18 protein-coding genes are annotated in these 19,692 nt (G+C 70.7%); 7 read left to right on the forward strand and 11 right to left on the reverse strand.

Annotated features, from left to right (window positions below; all coding sequences use genetic code 11):
• Positions 1-39 precede the first annotated feature (39 nt).
• The gene (locus RV983_RS18240) at positions 40-936 is read left to right on the forward strand and encodes a LysR family transcriptional regulator (protein ID WP_475986825.1); all 897 of its coding nucleotides are present in this window, start codon (positions 40-42) and stop codon (positions 934-936) included.
• A 103-nt stretch (positions 937-1,039) separates the two neighbouring features.
• Complete coding sequence (locus RV983_RS18245; RefSeq protein WP_475986826.1) at positions 1,040-1,567, forward strand: NUDIX domain-containing protein; 528 nt, start codon at positions 1,040-1,042, stop codon at positions 1,565-1,567.
• Between the two features lie 83 nt (positions 1,568-1,650).
• Here RV983_RS18245 and RV983_RS18250 read toward each other — a convergent pair whose 3' ends face one another.
• Complete coding sequence (locus RV983_RS18250) at positions 1,651-3,129, reverse strand: globin domain-containing protein (protein ID WP_475990365.1); 1,479 nt, start codon at positions 3,127-3,129, stop codon at positions 1,651-1,653.
• 217 nt (positions 3,130-3,346) lie between these two features.
• Entirely contained in the window at positions 3,347-3,979 is a 633-nt protein-coding gene (locus tag RV983_RS18255) for an HAD family hydrolase (RefSeq protein WP_475986827.1), read from the reverse strand.
• A 524-nt stretch (positions 3,980-4,503) separates the two neighbouring features.
• On the opposite strand from RV983_RS18255, the gene RV983_RS18260 reads away from it, so the two are divergent.
• A complete protein-coding gene (locus RV983_RS18260) occupies positions 4,504-5,379 on the forward strand; it encodes a GNAT family N-acetyltransferase (RefSeq protein ID WP_475986828.1) in 876 nt (291 codons plus the stop codon).
• Between the two features lie 412 nt (positions 5,380-5,791).
• Here the strand turns inward: RV983_RS18260 and RV983_RS18265 are convergent, their stop codons facing one another.
• From RV983_RS18265 to dnaB, 3 genes are all read right to left on the reverse strand, one after another.
• Positions 5,792-6,625 carry a PIG-L family deacetylase gene (locus RV983_RS18265; RefSeq protein WP_475986829.1) on the reverse strand — a complete coding sequence of 278 codons (834 nt, stop codon included), beginning with the start codon at positions 6,623-6,625 and terminating at the stop codon, positions 5,792-5,794.
• Between the two features lie 227 nt (positions 6,626-6,852).
• A complete protein-coding gene (locus RV983_RS18270; RefSeq protein ID WP_475986830.1) occupies positions 6,853-7,011 on the reverse strand; it encodes a hypothetical protein in 159 nt (52 codons plus the stop codon).
• Between the two features lie 70 nt (positions 7,012-7,081).
• Positions 7,082-8,563 carry a replicative DNA helicase gene (gene dnaB, locus RV983_RS18275; protein ID WP_475986831.1) on the reverse strand — a complete coding sequence of 494 codons (1,482 nt, stop codon included), beginning with the start codon at positions 8,561-8,563 and terminating at the stop codon, positions 7,082-7,084.
• A 451-nt stretch (positions 8,564-9,014) separates the two neighbouring features.
• Between dnaB and RV983_RS18280 the strand changes: the two genes are divergently transcribed.
• Complete coding sequence (locus tag RV983_RS18280) at positions 9,015-10,358, forward strand: MATE family efflux transporter (RefSeq protein ID WP_475986832.1); 1,344 nt, start codon at positions 9,015-9,017, stop codon at positions 10,356-10,358.
• A gap of 65 nt (positions 10,359-10,423) precedes the next feature.
• Here RV983_RS18280 and rplI read toward each other — a convergent pair whose 3' ends face one another.
• The 4 genes from rplI to rpsF all read right to left on the reverse strand — a co-directional run bounded on the left by rplI (position 10,424) and on the right by rpsF (position 12,121).
• Entirely contained in the window at positions 10,424-10,873 is a 450-nt protein-coding gene (gene rplI / locus RV983_RS18285) for a 50S ribosomal protein L9 (protein WP_475986833.1), read from the reverse strand.
• 17 nt (positions 10,874-10,890) lie between these two features.
• Positions 10,891-11,127 carry a 30S ribosomal protein S18 gene (gene rpsR / locus RV983_RS18290; RefSeq protein WP_026250812.1) on the reverse strand — a complete coding sequence of 79 codons (237 nt, stop codon included), beginning with the start codon at positions 11,125-11,127 and terminating at the stop codon, positions 10,891-10,893.
• Positions 11,128-11,168: 41 nt separating this feature from the next.
• Complete coding sequence (locus tag RV983_RS18295) at positions 11,169-11,768, reverse strand: single-stranded DNA-binding protein (RefSeq protein WP_475986834.1); 600 nt, start codon at positions 11,766-11,768, stop codon at positions 11,169-11,171.
• Between the two features lie 62 nt (positions 11,769-11,830).
• Positions 11,831-12,121 (reverse strand): 30S ribosomal protein S6, encoded by a 291-nt coding sequence (gene rpsF / locus RV983_RS18300; RefSeq protein ID WP_319663375.1) that lies wholly within the window; start codon positions 12,119-12,121, stop codon positions 11,831-11,833.
• 290 nt (positions 12,122-12,411) lie between these two features.
• Between rpsF and RV983_RS18305 the strand changes: the two genes are divergently transcribed.
• From RV983_RS18305 to RV983_RS18315, 3 genes are all read left to right on the forward strand, one after another.
• Positions 12,412-12,750 (forward strand): hypothetical protein, encoded by a 339-nt coding sequence (locus RV983_RS18305; protein WP_475986835.1) that lies wholly within the window; start codon positions 12,412-12,414, stop codon positions 12,748-12,750.
• A 199-nt stretch (positions 12,751-12,949) separates the two neighbouring features.
• Positions 12,950-14,071 (forward strand): lipid II:glycine glycyltransferase FemX, encoded by a 1,122-nt coding sequence (locus RV983_RS18310; RefSeq protein WP_475986836.1) that lies wholly within the window; start codon positions 12,950-12,952, stop codon positions 14,069-14,071.
• A gap of 46 nt (positions 14,072-14,117) precedes the next feature.
• Positions 14,118-15,149, forward strand: coding sequence for an alanine racemase (locus RV983_RS18315; protein WP_475986837.1), 1,032 nt, complete (start codon positions 14,118-14,120; stop codon positions 15,147-15,149).
• A gap of 69 nt (positions 15,150-15,218) precedes the next feature.
• Here the strand turns inward: RV983_RS18315 and RV983_RS18320 are convergent, their stop codons facing one another.
• Positions 15,219-16,787: a glycosyltransferase family 87 protein gene (locus tag RV983_RS18320; protein ID WP_475986838.1), complete on the reverse strand. Its 1,569-nt coding sequence runs from the start codon at positions 16,785-16,787 to the stop codon at positions 15,219-15,221.
• Positions 16,788-16,918: 131 nt separating this feature from the next.
• Positions 16,919-19,222, reverse strand: coding sequence for a transglycosylase domain-containing protein (locus tag RV983_RS18325; protein WP_475990366.1), 2,304 nt, complete (start codon positions 19,220-19,222; stop codon positions 16,919-16,921).
• Between the last annotated feature and the right edge of the window lie 470 nt (positions 19,223-19,692).

Below are 19,692 nucleotides of genomic sequence, written 5' to 3' on the forward strand. Positions count from 1 at the left end.
TAGTTGCGGGCACGACCAACGCTTCAAGGGAGCGGTTCCATGGATCTGGCTCTGCTGCGCACGTTCGTCACGGTGCACCGGGCCGGATCCTTCACCAGAGCCGCCCAGTTGCTGGGCCTGTCCCAGCCCGCGGTCACCAGCCAGATCCGCAGCCTCGAACGGCAGGTCGGCCGCCCCCTGTTCCTGCGGATGCCGCGCGGGGTCAGCCCCACGCCGGTCGGCAACGACCTGGCCCACAAGGTCGCCCCGCACCTCGACGCCCTCATGGAGATCACCGAGGGGGATCTCGCGGAGGACTCCGGCAACCGCACCCTCCATTTGGCCGGGCCGCCCACCTTCACCTCGCTGCGCGTCCTGCCCGCCCTGGCCCCGCTGGTCGCCGAGGGCCTGCGACTGCGCATAGTGCTCGCCGGCGAGGACGAGGCGCTGGCCGGTCTCGCCGCCGGCCACCATGACGTGTCCCTGGGCACCATCCGCCCGCGCGACCGACTGCTGGCCGCCACCCCGCTGTGGGACGAGGAGCAGATCCTGGTCGCCGCGCCCGCCTGGCAGGAGCGCATCGGCGGCCCGCACGCGGTGCGCACCCACGGGGCACGGGTCCTGGACGACGTCCCGGTGATCTCCTACGACGAGGGCATGCCGCTGCTGGACCACTACTGGTCGGCGGTCTTCGACAGCAGCCCCGCCGTCGTGCCCGCGGTCGTGGTGCCGGACCTGCGGGCGGTGCTGGCCTGCGTGGTGGCCGGGGTCGGCATGGCGGTGCTGCCGCGCTACCTGTGCTGCGAGGCGCTGACCGGCGGGGCCGTCGCGGCGCTGCTGGAGCCGCCGGTCCCTCCGCTGCGCACCTATTTCGTGTCCGTGCGCGCCGGGACGATCGCCCTGCCGCACATAGCGCGGGTGCACGAGCAGCTCCTGCGCGCCGCGGCCGGCTGGTGAGCGCGCGCCGGGCGGCCGGCGGGTGACGTCCGAGGGAACTGCGCGTTCCGATTCGCCGTCCCGGAGGCGTTTGCCGTCTCCCGCGCCGCGGCAGATCTCAGGCATGCCACCGGACACCGGAACACCCGCCCCACCCGCTCCGCCGACCGCCCCGGCCACCCGTCCCGTGGTCAAGCGCACCGCCCGCGCCATCCTGCTGGACGGCGACTCGCTCGTGCTCATCAAGCGCACCAAGCCCGGTCTCCACCCGTACTGGGTCACCCCTGGCGGGGGCGTGGAGGCCGAGGACGCCACGGTGGTGGAGGCCCTCCACCGTGAGCTCGACGAGGAGCTCGGCGCCAAGGTCACCGACGTCGTCCCCGCCTTCGTCGACACCGTCGAGCACATCGCGGGCGACGGCTCGCACGGCGTCAAGGTGCAGCACTTCTTCGTCTGCCGGCTGGCGTCCATGGATCCGGCCCGTCGGCACGGCCCCGAGGTGGACGACCCCTCGGGGACGTACGAGATCGTGCGCGTGCCCTTCAGCCGGGTCGGGCTCGCCTCGGTGGAGGTCGTCCCGCTCACCCTGCGGCACTACCTGGACGGCAACATCGAGGGCGTGCTGGGGCTGCTCTCGTCCGACCTGGGCTGATCCGGGCCGGTCCCTTCCGGTCCGGCAGGACGGTGGCGCGGCAACGTTTTTCCTCGTGAGGCGGGTGTGGGGGACGTACTGCGTCAGTCTCCGGCCGCGACCAGTTCCTCGAACAGGTCGTGCCGGATGCGCCGCGAGGGCATGCCGCTGCGCAGCAGGCTGTCCACACCCCTGCGGATCATGCCGGGCGGCCCGCTCAGATACGCGTCGAACTCCGGCCAGGGGCCGTACTGGTGGACGATCTCCGGCAGTTGCCCGTGCAGACTGCCGGGGCCGCCCTCGGAGACCACCGGACGGACGGACAGCCAGGGGTGGGTGCGGTCCAGCCGCAGCAGGGTGTCGAGGTCGTACAGGTCGTGGTCGCTGCGGGCGCCGTAGAAGACCTCCATGGCGCGCCGCCGCCCGTGCTCGGCGACGTCCTCCACCAGCGCCTTGATGGGCGCGATGCCGGTGCCGCCGCCGAGGCAGAGCAGGCCGTTGTCGGCGCTGTGGTCCACGACCATGGAGCCGGACGGGGGGCCGAGCCGGACGATGTCGCCGGGCCGGGCGCGGTGCACCAGGGCCCTGCTGACCCAGCCGGCCGGGACGGCCTTGACGTGGAATTCGAGCAGGCCGTCGGCCCCGGGGGCGGAGGCGAAGGAGTAGTGCCGCCAGACGCGCGGCCACCAGGGGGTCTCCAAGGTCGTGTACTGCCCGGCGAGGAAGGGGTACGGCTGGTCCGGCCGCACGGTGACCACCGCGATGTCGGGGGTGCGCAGGTCGTGCGAGACGATCTCGCCGTGCCACCAGGGCGGGGCGTGCTTCTCGTCGGCGGCCGCGGCGTCGATCATGATCTGCGAGATCGCAGTGTAGGCGCGGACCCAGGCGGCCTCGACCGCGTCGTCCCAGATGTCGGCGGCGTAGCGGGTCAGGGCGCCGATCAGGCATTCGCCGACCGCCGGGTAGTGCTCGGGGCGGGTGCCGTACTTGCGGTGCCCACGGCCCAGATGGGCCAGGTATTCGGTGAGCGTCTCGGCGTCGTCAATGTGTTCGGCGGCGGTGAGAAGCGCTTTCAGCAATCGGTCCCGCTGGGTGTCCATCGCCGCCGGGAAGAGTTCGCGCAATTCCGGGTGGCGTATGAACAAAAGAGCATAGAAATACGACGTTGTTTTGTCAGCGACAGGGCCGATGGTTTCCATGGTCCGACGGATCAGCGCCGCGTCCGCGCTCGTCCCCCGTTCCGCGGGCCGCGGCTCCGCCCGGGGCGGCGCATCCGGAACCGGCGGGGGCGGGGGCGGCGGGGGCGGCGGCTGTGGGTCCGCGGCCGGCGGGGGCTGCCGGTGACCGGCGACGGCGTCATCGGTCACCGGCCGCGCGGATATCCGGTCGGCACCCGTCCCCACCGGCCGTATCGCCCGCACCGGCCTGCTGGGCATCCCGCTCCCGGGGCCCCCCGTGCCGCCCGCCGTGCCGTCGTAGTGCGGCCGCGGCCCTTCGGGGGGCCTTCGGGGGCTGAACCATCCGTCGGTGTCGGCGTCGGCCCCCTTGCCGGGCCCGCGCGCGTTCGTGGTCAGAGCGTCCATGATCAGCTTCGCCTCGAGCTTCTCCCGGTCGGTGTCCGTCATTGGCACACGTTCTGCGCGGAGAGCCTGCCACGCGCATCATGCCGAACGGACAAATAGCCGGAAGTACGGGAAACGCGAAGAGGAATCCCGTTAGGCTCGGTCGCCTACGGGGCCTGCCCGGAACCGTGCGTTCCCCATTACCGTGGCCGTGCGCGCCCATGGGGAATTCTCCAGGTCACCCCGTGACGAGTGCATATGCTTCCCGCAAATCACGTCCGGCGTACGCGTGGGTCGCCAGACCGCTCACGTGGTGGTCGCCGTTGACGGCCACCGAGACCGGCAGCGCGGCGAAGAGCGCGGTGTCCGACATCGAGTCCCCGTAGGCCACGCACTCCCGACGGCTCACCCCGTACCGGGCGCACAGCTCGTCCGCCGCCGTCACCTTGGACTGCGGGAGCAGGATCCCCGACCGGTCCAGCAGCGCGTCCGGCGCGAACGGCACCTCGGGGAAGACGGACGCCCGCACCTCGTGCGCGCCCCAGGGCAGCAGCCGCCGCACGAAGAAGTCCGGCGAGAGCGAGATCACCGCGCAGTGCTCGCCGCGGGCCGCGATGTCCGCCCACACCTCACGTATCCCCGTGAGCCACGGGGCGCCCTCGAAGGCCGCCGTGAGGTGGGCGTCGGTCAGCAGCCCGTACATCTCCCAGGCCCGCTCGGCATAGCCGGGAGAGTCGATGGCACCGCCCGCCAGCGCCGTCTCCAGCTCGCGGAACTCCGCCACCAGGCCCAGCTCCCGGGCGAGTTCCATGCTCGCCGAGGAGCCGTGCATCAGCGTCCCGTCCATGTCGAAGATGTGCAGCCGTCCCACGTGCCCTCTCCCCTCACCCGACCCCCTGGACGGTACGCGACGGCCCGGCCGGCGCCGGACAGCCGTACCGCCTTCGCGGAGTGCCCGCCGGGGACGTACCGGCCAGGGCGCGGTCCCGGTCCGCCGCCACGAGCTCCAGCGCCTCCTCAACCGACCCCGACAGGACCGTCCCGGCCACGTCCGCGACCCCCACCGCTTCTCGCCGGCACACAGCGCCGGTCGGCCCTGATCGTCACCACCTCGGGACCGGGCGCGCCCAACGGCGCCCGCACGATGGCCGGATCGCACTGTCCGGCGTGCGGTCCGCACGACGGTTCGTCGACGTCGTAGCGACGCAGCCGTACTTCACCGGCGACCCGGGCCTTCCGGCGGCCGCCCCGCCGCCGCCTCCACGGAGCACCACCGCGGCGAACGCCCACACCCGGGCAAAGCCGGCGCCACAGTCGGAGGACAGCCGGCCCCGGCCGATGCCCATAGGGGAAAACTATGCCCGCCGCGCACCCGCTCCCGGCCAGGCTTCCCGCATGACTTCGCCCTTGCCTGCCACGCTGCCGGTCCGCCGCCTCGGCCCCGGCGACCTTCCCGCCTGCTCGGAACTCGCAGTCAGCCGCGACTGGGGCGCCGAGGAGCACAAGTGGCGCTTCCTGCTCACCCACGGCACCGGCTGGGGCATCGACGCCCCCGACGGCCGCGGCCTGGCCGCCACCACCGTCCTCACCCGTTACGCGGGCGGCCTCGCCGCCGTCAGCATGGTGCTCGTCGCCGCCCGCTACGAGGGCCGCGGCCTCGGCCGCCGCATCATGACGCACGTCCTCGGCGAGGCGGGCGACGACACCGTCACCCTGCATGCCACGGACCGCGGCCGCCCCCTGTACGAGAAGCTCGGCTTCCGCGCCGTCGGCACCATCGTCACCCACCGCGGCACCTTCCGCCCGCCGGCCGCCGGCGAGACGGGACTCCCGGACGCCCCCCGCCCCGCGGGGGAGGCCGACCTGCCGGCCCTGCTCGCCCTGGACGCCGAGGTGTTCGGCGCCGACCGCTCGCCCCTGCTGCGGGATCTCCGCCACTTCGCGGAACGCACCCTGGTGACCGAGGAGGACGGCAGGCTGACCGGCTACGCCTCCGCCTGGCTCAACGACGGCACCCTCGTCGTCGGCCCGGTCGTCGCGGACACCACGGCCGGCGCACAGCGGCTCGTCACCGCGATCGCCCGCGACGCCGGGGGCCCCGTCCGGCTCGACCTGCGCGCAGAGGGCCCCCTGCGGCACACGCTGCCCGCCTGGGCCGCCGCACACGGCGTCCTGCCCGCCTTCCCCAACACCCTGATGGTGCTGGGCGACCGCGACCTCCCCGGCGACGACGCCCGGCGCCACACGCCGTTCATGCTGGCGCTGGGCTGACCCCGCGACTCGGCGCCGGGGCGGTGCAGGGTCTCGCGGTTGGTGTCGGAGACCGCCCTCGTGACCTGCTGCTTCGTCCGTTGCCTCACGGCGTGTCGGACATCGGAGCCTCAGCTTCGTGTCACTTCCTCGGCGGTCTGTCTTGATCGGAGCAGACTGCCGGGCATGTGACCTGGGCTGTCGCGCACCTTCCGAGTCAGCAGCCCGCAGGTCTCCCACCTGTGCGGTTGCCAGGTGGTTCGGGGACGAGCGCGGTGTCGGGTCGGACGTGCGGGCGCACGCGTCGACGCCGCCGGCGAGGGCCTGGACGTGTGCTGCCGGAGCGGAACTCGCGTGGACAGGCCTCCGGGCGTGGACCCGCTCGATCGCGCCGTGCGGTCGATGCGCTTTCCCGGCCGGCCGGACGGGGGGATCAGCGCAGTCCGGCGAAGAGATCGTTCTCGGGTATGGCTGCGCCGGTGGCGTCCTGGACACGTACGAAGGTCTCGATGCCCATCAACTCGCCGAACCTCTCCTTGCCCATCTTGAGGAAGAAGATGTTCTCGCCCTGACTGGCGTGCGCGGCCAGCGCGTCGAACTTCTGACCGCTGAACCCGGTGGTGTCCACCCACGTGGTGATCTCATCGTCGGGGAGGCCGATCTCGGCCATCGCGGCGGCCTCGGCAGGATCCGGCTCCGGCATGTCCTCATGAAACTCGCGCATGATCTCGCCGAACCGCTGCATCATCGAGCGGGGCATCGTGGTCCAGTACACCTTCGGTGCCAGCGCGGTCATCTCCAGCGCCGCCATCGTGATGCGGTGGGCCTGGATGTGGTCGGGGTGGCCGTAGAAGCCGTTCTCGTCGTAGGTGACGACCACATCAGGTCGGTAGTGCCGCATAAGTTCCGCGAGTCGGGCCGCGCCTTCCTGCACGGGGGTCTGCCAGAAGGATCCGGGGGCGTCGTTGCTCGGCCAGCCCGTCATCCCGGAGTCGGCATAGTCCAGCATCTCCAGATCACTGACCTTCAGGACGTCACAGCTCGCCTCGAGTTCTTGACGGCGCATCAAGGCGACCGCCGCCGGATTGTGCCCGGGATCGCCCGGCTTGGCACCCCCCGGTCCGTCACCGCAACCGCCGTCGGTACACGTCACGAGAACCGTGCGGATGCCTTCCGCCGCGTACCGCGCGAGGACCCCTCCGGTTCCGGTGGCCTCGTCGTCGGGGTGGGCGTGCACCGCCATGAGCGTCAAGGGCCGGTCAGGCATGAAACAGTCCTCCTGCAGAAATACGTCTCGGTCCGAGTGCGCGGTGGGCGTACCGCGATCCCGAGGGCCCGGATCCTGCCGGGGCGACGACCTTGTGGTCACCGTGTTCCCCGCCCGTGCGGCGCTGGTCCCTCGGTCGATGCAACAGTGCTGGCCCGACCGGCTGTTCCCGGCGCGCACGGAACACCTCGACACCTCGGGTCGCAGGGCCGGCGGGGGCGCCGGAATCAGAAGGTGATCTCCAGGCCGATGACGGGATGCCCGACATGGCGGCGCATGAGCGCGGAGCACCAGTCGCCGAGCCGGGCTGTCACGTCCTTCCGGCGGAGCAGGGCGCCCGCCTTCTCGAACGAGGTACAGGCGCGACCTGCATGTCTCTGCGCCATGTCGAATCCGCTTCCATCCGGCACCAGCTGTGAGATTCCGATACGAAATTTGAGACCCTACAGGCGGACGTCAGGTCTGGGCCATGTCTACGAAGCGGGAGTAGTGGCCCTGGAAGGCCACGGTGATCGTGGCCGTGGGGCCGTTACGGTGCTTGGCCACGATCAGATCGGCCTCGCCCGCCCGGGGGGACTCCTTCTCGTAGGCGTCCTCGCGGTGCAGCAGGATCACCATGTCGGCGTCCTGCTCGATGGAGCCGGACTCACGCAGGTCGCTGACCATCGGCCGCTTGTCGGTGCGCTGTTCGGGGCCACGGTTCAGCTGGGAGAGCGCGATGACCGGCACTTCCAGCTCCTTGGCGAGGAGCTTGAGGTTACGGGACATGTCGGAGACCTCCTGCTGGCGGCTCTCGGGGCGGCGCGAGCCGCCCGCCTGCATCAGCTGGAGGTAGTCGATCACGACCAGGCGCAGGTCGTTGCGCTGCTTAAGGCGGCGGCACTTGGCACGGATCTCCATCATCGACAGGTTCGGGGAGTCGTCGATGTAGAGGGGGGCCGCGGAGACGTCCGGCATCCGGCGGGCGAGCCGGGTCCAGTCGTCGTCGGTCATGTTGCCGGAGCGCATATGGTGCAGCGCCACCCGGGCCTCGGCGGACAGCAGGCGCATCGCGATCTCGTTGCGCCCCATTTCGAGGGAGAAGAAGACGCTGGGCATGCCGCTGCCCACCGAGCAGGCGCGGGCGAAGTCCAGCGCGAGCGTGGACTTGCCCATCGCGGGACGTGCGGCGATGACGATCATCTGGCCGGGGTGCAGGCCGTTGGTGAGGGAGTCCAGGTCGGCGAAGCCCGTCGGCACGCCGGACATCTGGCCGCTGCGGGAACCGATGGCCTCGATCTCGTCGAGGGCGCCCTCCATGATGTCGGAGAGCGGCAGGTAGTCCTCGCTGGTGCGCTGCTCGGTGACGGCGTAGATCTCGGCCTGGGCGGAGTTGACGATCTCGTCGACGTCGCCGTCGGCGGCGTATCCCATCTGCGTGATGCGTGTGCCGGCCTCGACCAGGCGTCGCAGGACCGCGCGTTCGTGCACGATCTCGGCGTAGTACTCGGCGTTGGCGGCGGTGGGCACCGCGTTGACGAGGCTGTGCAGATACGGGGAGCCGCCGACCTTGCTGAGCTCGCCGCGCTTGGTGAGCTCGGCGGCGACCGTGATCGGGTCGGCGGGCTCGCCCTTGGCGTACAGGTCGAGGATCGCCGCGTAGACCGTCTCGTGCGCGGGACGGTAGAAGTCGGCGCCCTTGATGACCTCGACGACGTCGGCGATGGCGTCCTTGGACAGCAGCATGCCACCCAGCACCGACATCTCGGCGTCCAGGTCCTGCGGCGGGACGCGTTCGAAGCCGCCGCCACCACGGTCCTCGTCACGGTCGCGGTCGTGATCGCGGTCGCGGTCGTCCTTGCGGCGGAAACGGGCGACGGGCAGCCGGTCGCCGGGGCCGTCCGGCGGGAAGGACGGCTCCCCTCCCCAGTGGTCCTCCGCGGGTTCGGGCTGGCTCACCCCCCTGCCACCTCCTCCCGTGGACGCGCACCGCTCGCGCTGCGTGGCCGTTCTTTCCTACGCCATCGCTCTGACAGTTCTGACAGTCGAGACGCCCGTGCACGCCTGTGGCACGTCGGGCGACGCCCCACGGTAGGGGTCCCCGGGGCCCGGAGCCAAGACGGTTATCCACAGGGGCTGGGGACGACCTGTTGAAGAAACCGCTTCGCCTGTGGAGAAGCCCGCCCAAGCTGTGTACAGGCCGGGGGACAGTGACGTGGACAAGCACACAATCACCCAATGATCACGGCCCTGACCTGCACTTTCTTCATCCACCCGCTGTGGACAAGAAAAACTTCCCCCTTCGGCTCAAGATCGCGACAAACGACGCGGAGCAGATCACCCTGCGCAGCGGCAAGTAATGGCCGAAGCCACCTTGCAGCTATTACATGTGGATGATTACGCTGGCCGCGTGCCTCAGACCGCCGAGTTCTCCCGTCAGCAGTCCGCCCGCCGCCACGACCGCGAGATCTTCGGCCTCGCCCTGCCCGCCTTCGGCGCCCTGGTCGCCGAACCGCTCTTCCTCCTGGCCGACAGCGCGATCGTCGGTCACCTCGGCACCGCCCAGCTCGCCGGCCTCGGTGTGGCGGGCGCGCTCCTCACCACCGTCGTCGGTGTCTTCGTCTTCCTCGCCTACGCCACCACGTCCGCCGTGGCGCGCCGGGTCGGCGCGGGCGACCTGCCCGCCGCGATCCGCCAGGGCATGGACGGCATCTGGCTCGCCCTCCTGATCAGCGTTGCCGCCGTGGCCGTGACCGTCCCCGCCGCGCCCGCCCTCACCGGCCTCTTCGGCGCGTCGGGCACCGCGGCCCCGTACGCCGTCACCTATCTGCGCATCAGCGCACTCGGCGTCCCCGCGATGCTCGTCGTCCTCGCCGCGACCGGCGTCCTGCGGGGCCTGCAGAACACCAGGACCCCCCTCCAGGTGGCCGTCGGCGGCTTCGCCGCGAACGCCGCGCTCAATGTGCTCCTGGTCTACGGAGCCGGATTCGGCATCGCCGGCTCCGCCTGGGGCACCGTGATCGCGCAGAACGCCATGGCGGCCGCCTACCTCACGGTCGTCGTCCGCGGCGCCCGGCGGCACGGCGCGTCCCTGAAGCCCGATCTCGCCGGTATCCGGGCCTGCGCCCAGGCCGGCACTCCCCTGCTGATCCGCACCCTGAGCCTGCGCGCCGTCCTCATGATCGCCACGGCCGTCGCGGCCCGGCTCGGGGACGTCTCGATCGCCGCGCACCAGATCGCCTTCGCCCTGTGGACACTCTCCGCCTACGCCCTCGACGCTCTCGCCATCGCGGGGCAGGCGATCATCGGCCGCCATCTCGGAGCCGGTGACGCGGAGGCCGCCCGGGCCGCCTGCCGTCGCATGGTCCAGTGGGGCGTCGTGGCCGGTGTCCTGATCGGGCTGGTGGCGGCGGTCGGCCGGCCGCTGATAGCACCGCTGTTCACCTCGGACCCCTCGGTGCACTCCGCCCTCGTCCCGGTGCTGCTCGTCGCGGCCTTGGCCCAACCGGTCAGCGGCGCGGTCTTCGTCCTGGACGGCGTGCTGATCGGCGCGGGGGACGGCGCCTACCTCGCCGGCTCCACGATCGTCACCCTGGTGGTCTTCGCCCCGGTCGCGCTGGCCGTGCCCGCGCTCGGGGGCGGTCTGACGGCACTGTGGTGGGCGATGGACCTGATGATGCTGACCCGGCTGGTCACCCTGCAACTGCGCGCCCGTTCCGGCAGATGGGCCGTCACCGGCGCGGTCCGCGTCTGACCGGCCGGCACGGACGAAGGGCCCGGAACCATGTGGTTCCGGGCCCTTCGCTCACGCGGTGGGGGTCAGCTCGCGATGACCTCGACGTCGAGACCGGCCTCGACCTCGGGGTGCAGACGCACCGACACCTTGTGCGAGCCCAGCGTCTTGATCGGCGAACCGATCTCGACCCGGCGCTTGTCCACGTCCGGACCGCCCGCGGCCTTGATGGCGACCGCGATGTCGGCCGGGGTCACCGAGCCGAACAGACGGCCGGCGTCACCCGCGCGGGTCACCAGCTTGACCTTGACACCGGCGAGCTGCGCCTTGATGGCGGTCGCCTGCTCGATGGTCGCGATCTCGCGGATCCGGCGCGCGCGGCGGATCTGCTCGACGTCCTTCTCGCCACCCTTGGTCCACGCGATCGCAAAACCGCGGGGAATCAGGTAGTTGCGGGCGTACCCGCTCTTGACCTCTACGACGTCGCCTGCGGCGCCGAGGCCGCTGACCTCATTGGTGAGGATGATCTTCGCCATTGCTCAGTCACCCTTCCTTAGCGAGCGGTCGAGGTGTAGGGCAGCAGCGCCATCTCACGGCTGTTCTTCACGGCCGTGGCGACGTCGCGCTGGTGCTGGGTGCAGTTGCCGGTGACCCGGCGGGCACGGATCTTGCCGCGGTCGGAAATGAACTTCCGCAGCAGGTTCGTGTCCTTGTAGTCGACGTACGTGATCTTGTCCTTGCAGAACACGCAAACCTTCTTCTTAGGCTTGCGAGCAGGCGGCTTCGCCATTGTCTCTCTCCAGTGTGATCAAGAAGTGTGGTGCGCCGCCCTTAGAAGGGCGGCTCGTCCGAGTAGCCGCCGCCCTGGCCGCCACCGGAGCCACCGCCCCAGTTGCCGCCACCACTCTGGCCGCCACCGGCCGGAGCGCTGGTCGCCCAGGGGTCGTCGGCGGGTGCGCCGCCCTGGCCGCCACCGGAGCCACCGCCCCAGTTGCCGCCACCACCCTGACCGCCGCTGCCGCCGCCGTAACCGCCCTGACCGCCGCGGGCGCCGCCGGCACCACCGCCGCTCGCCCTGGTGATCTTGGCGGTCGCGCTGCGCAGGCTGGCGCCGACCTCGTCGACGTCCAGCTCGTAGACCGTCCGCTTGACGCCCTCACGGTCGTCGTAGGTCCGCTGCTTCAGCCGGCCCTGCACGATCACGCGCATGCCCTTCTGAAGGGACTCCGCCACGTTCTCCGCCGCCTGCCGCCAGACCGAGCACGTGAGGAAGAGGCTTTCGCCGTCCTTCCACTCGTTGGTCTGCCGGTCGAAGGTGCGGGGGGTGGACGCGACACGGAACTTCGCGACCGCCGCACCGGAGGGGGTGAAGCGCAGCTCGGGGTCGTCGACGAGATTGCCGACGACCGTGATGACGGTCTCGCCTGCCATGGTGGGTGACCTCTCGGCTTTTCTTGGCTGCTCGGTATCCCGAATGCCGTGAGCCGTCAGGCTCAGTGGGTTTCGGGGCGGAGGACCTTGGTCCGGAGAACCGACTCGTTCAGGTTCATCTGACGATCGAGCTCCTTGACGACCTCAGGTGTGGCGTTGAGGTCGATGACCGAGTAGATGCCCTCGGGCTTCTTCTTGATCTCGTAAGAGAGACGACGACGGCCCCAGGTGTCGATCTTCTCGACCTTGCCGCCGCCCGTACGGACGACACCAAGGAAGTTCTCGATCAGCGGGGAGACAGCACGCTCCTCGAGATCGGGATCGAGGATCACCATCACCTCGTAGTGACGCATGTGGAACCCACCTCCTTCGGACTCAGCGGCCATGGCGTTTCCATGGCAGGAGGGTTTGCATCGCGTCGCAACGGTATCGCGGGCCACCGACAACGCCCTGGGCATTCGGGGGATCGCACCCCGGAGGCCTTGTGGACCGTTGTGTGGGCCTGCACAGACACCGGTGCAGACGGTACACACTACCCGGCCCTGTGCTTCCGGTTGAAATCCGCCCGTGGAAGACCGCAATCTGTACACATCGGGTGTGTCCGGCGCTACGATGCGCCACTTCTCCATCACGGAGGTGCTCCATGGCACAGGCAGTACGACCCACCACCGACGCTCGTCACCACCACCGCCTCCGATTCACCTTCAACAGCGACGGCCGGCCCCACCCGGTGGAGAACGGCCTCGCTGTCGCGACGCTCGTGCTGGGCCTACTGGCCTCCATCGCCGCCTTCTGGAGCGGGCTGCACCTGTTGAGCTCCTGGGCCGGCCTGATCGGGCTCCTCGTCGGCGCCTACGGGCAGTACCGCTCAGTCACCACCGCGGAGCGCTTCTTCTTCATCATCGGGATGGGCCTGGCCGGTGTCGGTTTCTACATCGGCATGGCCCACGGCGGTCTCTTCGGCGGAGTGGTGGGGGGATAGGCGCCCACGGCAGGCGGCACCGTCCCGCGAAGCCGCCCGCGGGAACGTCCCGGGCCCGGCTCCCGGCCGTCCGGGCCTGAGCCGCGGCCTCCGGTTGTCCACAGCCCTCGCAGGGGCGTTCGCCGTTCGCAGTAGGCTTCGGCGCAGAGTAGTGCAGACACAGACGCCTTAGCCGCAGCAGCGATGGGGAGCGCCCCGCATGAGCTTGACCCTGAGGACCATCAGTCGGGAACAGCACCTGGCGTACATCCAGAGCCTGCCCTCGGCGAGCCACTGCCAGGTCCCCGCCTGGGCGGACGTCAAGACCGAATGGCGCTCGGAGAACCTGGGCTGGTTCGACGACAGGACCGGTGAACTGGTCGGCGCGGGCCTGGTCCTGTACCGGCAACTGCCCAAGGTGAAGCGGTACCTGGCGTACCTGCCCGAGGGCCCGGTGATCAACTGGTACGCGCCCAACCTGGACGACTGGCTGCGCCCGATGCTCGCGCATCTGAAGCAGCAGGGCGCCTTCTCCGTGAAGATGGGCCCGCCCGTGGTGATCCGCCGCTGGGACGCGAACGCCATCAAGGCGGGCATCGCCGATCCGGACGTCAAGCGCCTGCGCGACGTCGAGGCGACCTTCATCGAGCCCCGCGCCTTCGAGGTGGCCGACCGCCTGCGCCGCATGGGCTGGCAACAGGGCGAGGACGGCGGCGCCGGCTTCGGGGACGTGCAGCCGCGCTACGTCTTCCAGGTCCCGCTGGAGGACCGCAGCCTGGACGACGTCCAGAGGGGCTTCAACCAGCTGTGGCGCCGCAACATCAAGAAGGCCGAGAAGGCCGGCGTCGAGGTCGTCCAGGGCGGCTACGACGACCTTGCGGTCTGGCAGCAGCTGTACGAGGTCACAGCCCAGCGCGACCACTTCCGGCCCCGCCCGCTGTCGTACTTCCAGCGCATGTGGCAGGTGCTCAACACCGAGGACCCCAACCGGATGCGCCTGTACTTCGCCAAGCACGAGGGCGAGGTGGTCGCCGCCGCCACCATGCTCGTCGTCGGCCGGCACGTCTGGTACTCCTACGGGGCCTCCGCCAACCACAAGCGCGAGGTGCGTCCCAGCAACGCCATGCAGTGGCGCATGCTGCGGGACGCCTACGCGCTCGGCGCGAGCGTGTACGACCTGCGCGGCATCAGCGACTCCCTGGACGAGAGCGACCACCTCTTCGGGCTCATCCAGTTCAAGGTGGGCACCGGCGGGCAGGCTGCCGAATACCTGGGCGAGTGGGACTTCCCGCTCAACAAGCTGCTCCACAAGGCGCTCGACATCTACATGTCGCGCCGCTGACCCGTCCGTCCGACCGCCGACACCACGAAAGGCCACCACACCCGCCATGGCGCTCTCCCTGTACGTCGACACCGTGCGCTGGCGTGCGCACCAGCAGTCCGTGGCGGAGCAGTTCCCGGGGCTGATCCCGGTCTGCAAGGGCAACGGATACGGCTTCGGCCACGAGCGCCTGACGGAGGAGGCCATCCGCCTGGGCGCGGACATCCTGGCGGTCGGCACGACGTACGAGGCCGCGAAGATCAAGGACCTGTTCGGCGGCGACCTGCTCGTCCTCACCCCGTACCGGCTGGGCGAGGAGCCGGTGCCGCTGCCCGACCGGGCCATAAGGTCCGTCTCGTCGGTGGAGGGCGTGCGCGGCCTGGTCGGCGCGCGGGTCGTCATCGAGGTCATGAGCAGCATGAAGCGCCACGGCGTGAGCGAGGACGACCTCGTCAAGCTGCACTCGGCCATCGACGACGTCCGCCTGGAGGGCTTCGCCATCCACCTGCCGCTGGACCGCACCGACGGCTCCGACGCGGTGGAGGAGGTCTTCCACTGGATGGAGCGGCTGCGCGCGGCCCGGCTGCCGCTGCACACCCTGTTCGTCAGCCACCTCAAGGCGGGCGAGCTGGAGCGGCTGCGCACCCAGTTCCCGCAGACGCGCTTCCGCGCCCGGATCGGCACCCGGCTCTGGCTCGGTGACCACGAGGCCACCGAGTACCGGGGCGCCGTCCTGGACGTCACCCGCGTCGCCAAGGGCGAGCGCTTCGGCTACCGCCAGCAGAAGGCGGGCGAGGACGGCCACCTGGTGGTCGTGGCGGGCGGCACCTCCCACGGGGTGGGCCTGGAGGCCCCCAAGGCCATGCACGGCGTCATGCCGCGCGCCAAGGGCGTCGCCCGGGCGGGCCTGGCCACCATCAACCGCAACCTCTCGCCCTTCGTGTGGGCGGGCAAGCAGCGCTGGTTCGCCGAGCCCCCGCACATGCAGGTGTCGATCCTGTTCCTGCCGGGCGACGTGGCCCCGCCCGCCGTCGGGGACGAGCTGGTGGCCCATCTGCGGCACACGACGACCCAGTTCGACCGCGTCGTCGACCGCTGAGGCCGCGCTCCGCACACAGTGAGGCCCCCGCGCCGCAGGGCTGCGGGGGCCTCAGGAGCGCCGCGGAGGTCAGGCCGGCGGGTTCTGGTCCACGCCCCACTGCACGGGCTGCTGGACCGGCCCCCCGGGCCCGTACGCGGCCCCCGGGCCGCCGAACGGGGCCGCGTGGCGCGCGTGGTGGCGCGAGCGGCCCCCCAGGAAGACCTTGTCCTCCGCCCCGTCCAGCACACCGCCGGAGGGGTCGTCCGAGCCGTCCCGGCGGGCCGGGTCGCGCTCGGGGAAGAGCGCGTCGCGGACGACGACCGCGCACAGGTAGAGCGTCCCCAGCAGGTGCACCGCGATGGCGAGGTCGTAGCCGTACATCGGCAGGCCCTTGTTGCCGCCACCCGTGGTGTACGCCAGGTAGAACCAGATGCCGAGGAAGTACATGACCTCGGCGGCCTGCCAGATCAGGAAGTCGCGCCAGCGCGGTCGGGCCAGCGCGGCGAGCGGCACCAGCCACAGTACGTACTGCGGTGAGTAGACCTTGTTGGTCAGGACGAAGGCCGCGACGATCAGGAAGGCCAACTGCGCGAAGCGCGGCCGCCGGGGCGCCCACAGCGCCAGGAGGCCGATGCCGACCGTCAGCAGCACCATCAGCACCGCGACATAGGTGTTCACCACGGACTTGTCGAGCGAGATGCCGGTCACCTGCGTGATGGCCAGCCAGAGGGAGCCGTAGTCGACGCCGCGTTCCTGGCTGAAGGCGTAGAAGCGCGACCAGCCGTCCCAGGCCAGGAACGCCACCGGCAGGTTCACCACGAACCAGGCGCCCAGCGCGCCGACGAGGGCGACGCCCCACGCCTTGAGCTTCCCGGCCCGCAGGGCCAGCACCAGCAGCGGCCACAGCAGCAGCAGCGGGTACAGCTTCGCGGCCGTCGCCAGGCCGATCAGGATGCCGGCGGCCAGCGGGCGGCTGCGGGACCACAGCATCATCCCGGCCGCGGTGAGGGCCACCGCGAACAGGTCCCAGTTGATCGTCGAGGTCAGCGCGAACGCGGGGGCCAGCGCGACCAGCAGCGCGTCCCAGGGGCGGCGGCGGTTGGTGCGGGCCACACAGACCGCGATGACCGCGGTGCACGCCATCAGCATCCCGGCGTTGACCAGCCAGTAGATCTGCTCGCGGTGCTGGATCGTGCCGCCGTGCGGGGTCAGCCAGGAGGCGACCTCCATGAAGACGCCGGTCAGGACCGGGTACTCCAGGTAGCCCATGCCGCCGGAGACCGTGTCCGGGATGCGGTCGAAGTAGGGCACCAGGTCGTCGGCGAAGCCGCGCCCGTAGTACAGGTGCGGGATGTCCGAGTAGCAGGCGTGGCTGTACTGGGCGTTCGCCCCGAAGAACCAGCCGCTGTCGTAGCAGGGCAGCTTCTGCACCATGCCGAGCGCGAACATCCCGATCGCCACCAGCACGATCACCCGCAGCGGGTTCCACCACCCGCTGCGTCCGACCGCGGCGAACCGCCCCAGCGGCCCCCCGATGACCTCGCTCCCGGCCCGGGCGACCGGGTCCTCCCCCGTCGGGGGCACGACCTCCTCGGCCTCCCGGGACTCCTCGGCCGCCCCGGCGTCCCGGTGGTGGTCTTCGCGCAGGCTCGTCATGCGGACATCCTGCCCTACCCGGCTGAGCGCGGGCTGTCCCCATCCCTACGGGGCCGCGAACGGCCGCGGCCGCGGAGGGCATGACGCCCTCCGCGGCCGCGGATCGGTGCGGGTGTGCTCCCTGGGGAGCGCTAGCCGGTACTGCCGGCGAAGAGGCCGCCGGCGTCGTTGCCGCCGTTCCCGTTGCCGCCGCCCTTGGTGGTGCTGGAGGACGGGGTCGAGCTCGGCGTAGTGGAGGTCCCGCCGTCCGCGCCCCCGTCCGCGGCGCCGCCGTTGCCGCCGTTGCCGCCGTTGCCGCCACCGCCGTCCTGGCAGCCGAAGAACTTCCTGCAGGTCTCGGTCGCGGTCGCGGTGGGCGTCTGGAGGGTCGGCGTGATCGTCGGGGTCGGCGGGGCGCTCTCGCTCTGGGTCGGCGAGGCCGTGACGGACGGGCTCGGCGACGCCGGGGCACCCAGCTCGTCGTGGACGTCACCGATCTTGACCGGCTTCGGGAAGGGCGTGTCCTGCGTACCCTTGAGCGCCGACTTCATGTACTCGGTCCAGACCTTGGTCGGAATGTCACCACCATGGATGGACTCGACACCCGCCGTGCCGTTCATCGAGAGCAGAGTGTGGGTCTTCGGATTCTCGCGGAACATCGCGACCGAGGTCGACAGCTGCTGGGTGTAGCCGACGAACCAGGCCGACTTGTTGCTGTCGGTCGTACCGGTCTTGCCCGCCGCCGTCCGGCCGAGCGCCAGGGCGTTCATACCCGTACCCTTCTTGATCACGTTCTCCAACGTGTCGGTGACGTTGTCCGCGACCTCGGACGGCATGGCCTCGGTGGGCTTGGGCTTGTCGAAGCCCTGCACCTCCACACCGCCCTGCTTGACCGCCGTCACCGAGTACGGCTCCGCGTGCTTGCCCGAGGCCGCGAAGGTCGCGTAGGCATCGGCCATGCGGACGGCGCTCGGGGTCGAGGTGCCCAGGGCGAACGAGGCGTTCCGGCCGGCCAGCGACTCCTTGAGGATTCCGGCCTTCTCGGCGACCGAGGCCACCTTGTCCATGCCGACGTCCATGCCGAGCTGCACGAACGGGGTGTTGATGGACTGCTCCATCGCCTTGCGCAGCGTGATGTAGCCCCAGGGGTAGTCGCTCTCGTTCTCCTGGTAGAAGGGCGTGTTGTCCTTCTTCAGGACGTCGCTGCCGTCGTTGTTCTTGACCCTCAGGTGGTCGTTGCCGTTGTACTTGCTGAGCGGCGAGATGCCCTCGCCGTTGCTGCGGTAGGTGCCGTACTCCATGGCCGCGGCGAGCACGAACGGCTTCCACGTCGAACCGACGGGTACACCCGAGGTGTTGGCGTTGTTGGTGAAGTGGTTGTTCTCGAAGCCGGCGCCGCCGTAGATCGCGACGATCGCGCCGTCGTTCGGCTTCACCGAGGCCGCGCCGAACTGGACGTACTTGTCCTTCTCGCGCTTCTTCGGGTCGAGGTTGTCCTGCTCGACCTTCTTGACCGCGTCGGCCAGCGCGTCCACCTTCGGCTTCTCGAAGGTCGTGTAGATCTGGTAGCCACCCTGGTCGAGCTCCGCCCGGCTGATCTTGGAGTGGGCGAGCACGTAGTTCTTGGCGGTGTCCACCAGGTAGCTGGTCTGGCCGGTCATGCCCTTGGTGGCCTTCAGCCCCTGCGGCATGGGGTACTTGGCGACGGCCTTGTCGTACTCGGCCTTGGTCAGGTGACCGTCCTTGTACATCTCACCGAGGATCCAGCGCCAGCGCTCCTCGGAGTTCTTCCGGTTGGTCTCCGGCGTGGCGCTCTTGTCGATGCTCGTGGCGCCGGCCGGGTCGTAGTACGTGGGGCCCTTGAGCAGTGCGGCGAGGAACGCACACTGACTGGGCGTCAGCTTCTCGGCGTCCTTGCCGTAGTAGGTCTGGGCCGCCGCCTGGATGCCGTAGCCACCGCGTCCGTAGTACGCGGTGTTCAGGTAGCCCTGGAGGATCTTGTCCTTGCTGAGCTTCGTCCCCACCTTTATGGAGATGAAGAGCTCCTTGAACTTCCGGCTGACCGTCTGGTCCTGGCTCAGGTAGGTGTTCTTGACGTACTGCTGGGTGATCGTGGAACCACCCTGCGCGTCACCGCCCTTGGCCATGTTGAACAGGGCCCGGCCGATACCCATGGGGTCGACGCCGGAGTCCTTCTCGAAGGTCTTGTTCTCCGCCGAGATGACCGCGTACTGCATGGCCTTCGGGATCTCGGCGAGGGTGACGTTCTGCCGGTTGGCGCCAGTTCCGGTCGCCACCATGCGGTCGCCGTTGGCCCAGAAGAAGACGTTGTTCTGCGACTTGGCGGCGTCGTTCTCGTTGGGGATGCCCACCATCGCGTAGCCGATGCCCGCGGCCGCCACCATGCTGCCGAAGAGGAAGACGCACAGACCCGACACGAGCTTCCAGGACGGCATCCAGCGCTGCCATCCGTCCCGGCCCCAGCGCGGGTAGTCGACGATGCGCTTCTTGGGCGGCTGGCCGCCACCGCGTCCGCCCCCGGCACCAGTCGCGTCCGCTCCCGCGGTGCGGCGACGGCCGCCCTTCTGTGTGGACTGGGCCGCGCGGCGCGCGGCGGCACGTCCCTGGTACGCGGACTCGCCCCCGCCCCGGCGACCGCCCTGACCCGCACCCGGGCCCGGCGCCGCGCCGTGGCCGGCGCTCTGGCGTGCGCCCTGACCCGGACCGGGCGGCCGTCCGCCCTGACCCGGGGCAGCGCCCTCCCGGCGCGGCTGCTGGCGCGAACCGCCGCCCGCGCCCTGGGCCGGACCGGGTCCGCGTGTGCCGTACGACTGCGATGGCGGCGCTTCCCGCCGCCCTCCTGGCGGCGGGGGTTGCTGCTGCGCGCCGCGCCGGGCGGCTGCGCGGCCGCCGCCGGGCGGCGTCT

Source organism: Streptomyces sp. RLA123, from assembly GCF_056270165.1.

Coding starts and splice junctions, on each gene's coding strand:
- RV983_RS18240 (WP_475986825.1), top strand. CDS start 40: ATGGATCTGGCTCTGCTGCGCACGTTCGTCACGGTGCACCGGGCCGGA.
- RV983_RS18245 (WP_475986826.1), top strand. CDS start 1,040: ATGCCACCGGACACCGGAACACCCGCCCCACCCGCTCCGCCGACCGCC.
- rpsF (WP_319663375.1), bottom strand. CDS start 12,121: ATGCGTCACTACGAGGTGATGGTGATCCTCGATCCCGATCTCGAGGAG.
- rpsR (WP_026250812.1), bottom strand. CDS start 11,127: ATGGCGAAGCCGCCTGCTCGCAAGCCTAAGAAGAAGGTTTGCGTGTTC.
- RV983_RS18315 (WP_475986837.1), top strand. CDS start 14,118: ATGGCGCTCTCCCTGTACGTCGACACCGTGCGCTGGCGTGCGCACCAG.
- RV983_RS18325 (WP_475990366.1), bottom strand. CDS start 19,222: ATGCCGTCCTGGAAGCTCGTGTCGGGTCTGTGCGTCTTCCTCTTCGGC.
- RV983_RS18270 (WP_475986830.1), bottom strand. CDS start 7,011: ATGGCGCAGAGACATGCAGGTCGCGCCTGTACCTCGTTCGAGAAGGCG.
- rplI (WP_475986833.1), bottom strand. CDS start 10,873: ATGGCGAAGATCATCCTCACCAATGAGGTCAGCGGCCTCGGCGCCGCA.
- RV983_RS18320 (WP_475986838.1), bottom strand. CDS start 16,787: ATGACGAGCCTGCGCGAAGACCACCACCGGGACGCCGGGGCGGCCGAG.
- RV983_RS18260 (WP_475986828.1), top strand. CDS start 4,504: ATGACTTCGCCCTTGCCTGCCACGCTGCCGGTCCGCCGCCTCGGCCCC.
- RV983_RS18295 (WP_475986834.1), bottom strand. CDS start 11,768: ATGGCAGGCGAGACCGTCATCACGGTCGTCGGCAATCTCGTCGACGAC.
- RV983_RS18305 (WP_475986835.1), top strand. CDS start 12,412: ATGGCACAGGCAGTACGACCCACCACCGACGCTCGTCACCACCACCGC.
- RV983_RS18265 (WP_475986829.1), bottom strand. CDS start 6,625: ATGCCTGACCGGCCCTTGACGCTCATGGCGGTGCACGCCCACCCCGAC.
- RV983_RS18310 (WP_475986836.1), top strand. CDS start 12,950: ATGAGCTTGACCCTGAGGACCATCAGTCGGGAACAGCACCTGGCGTAC.
- RV983_RS18250 (WP_475990365.1), bottom strand. CDS start 3,129: ATGGACGCTCTGACCACGAACGCGCGCGGGCCCGGCAAGGGGGCCGAC.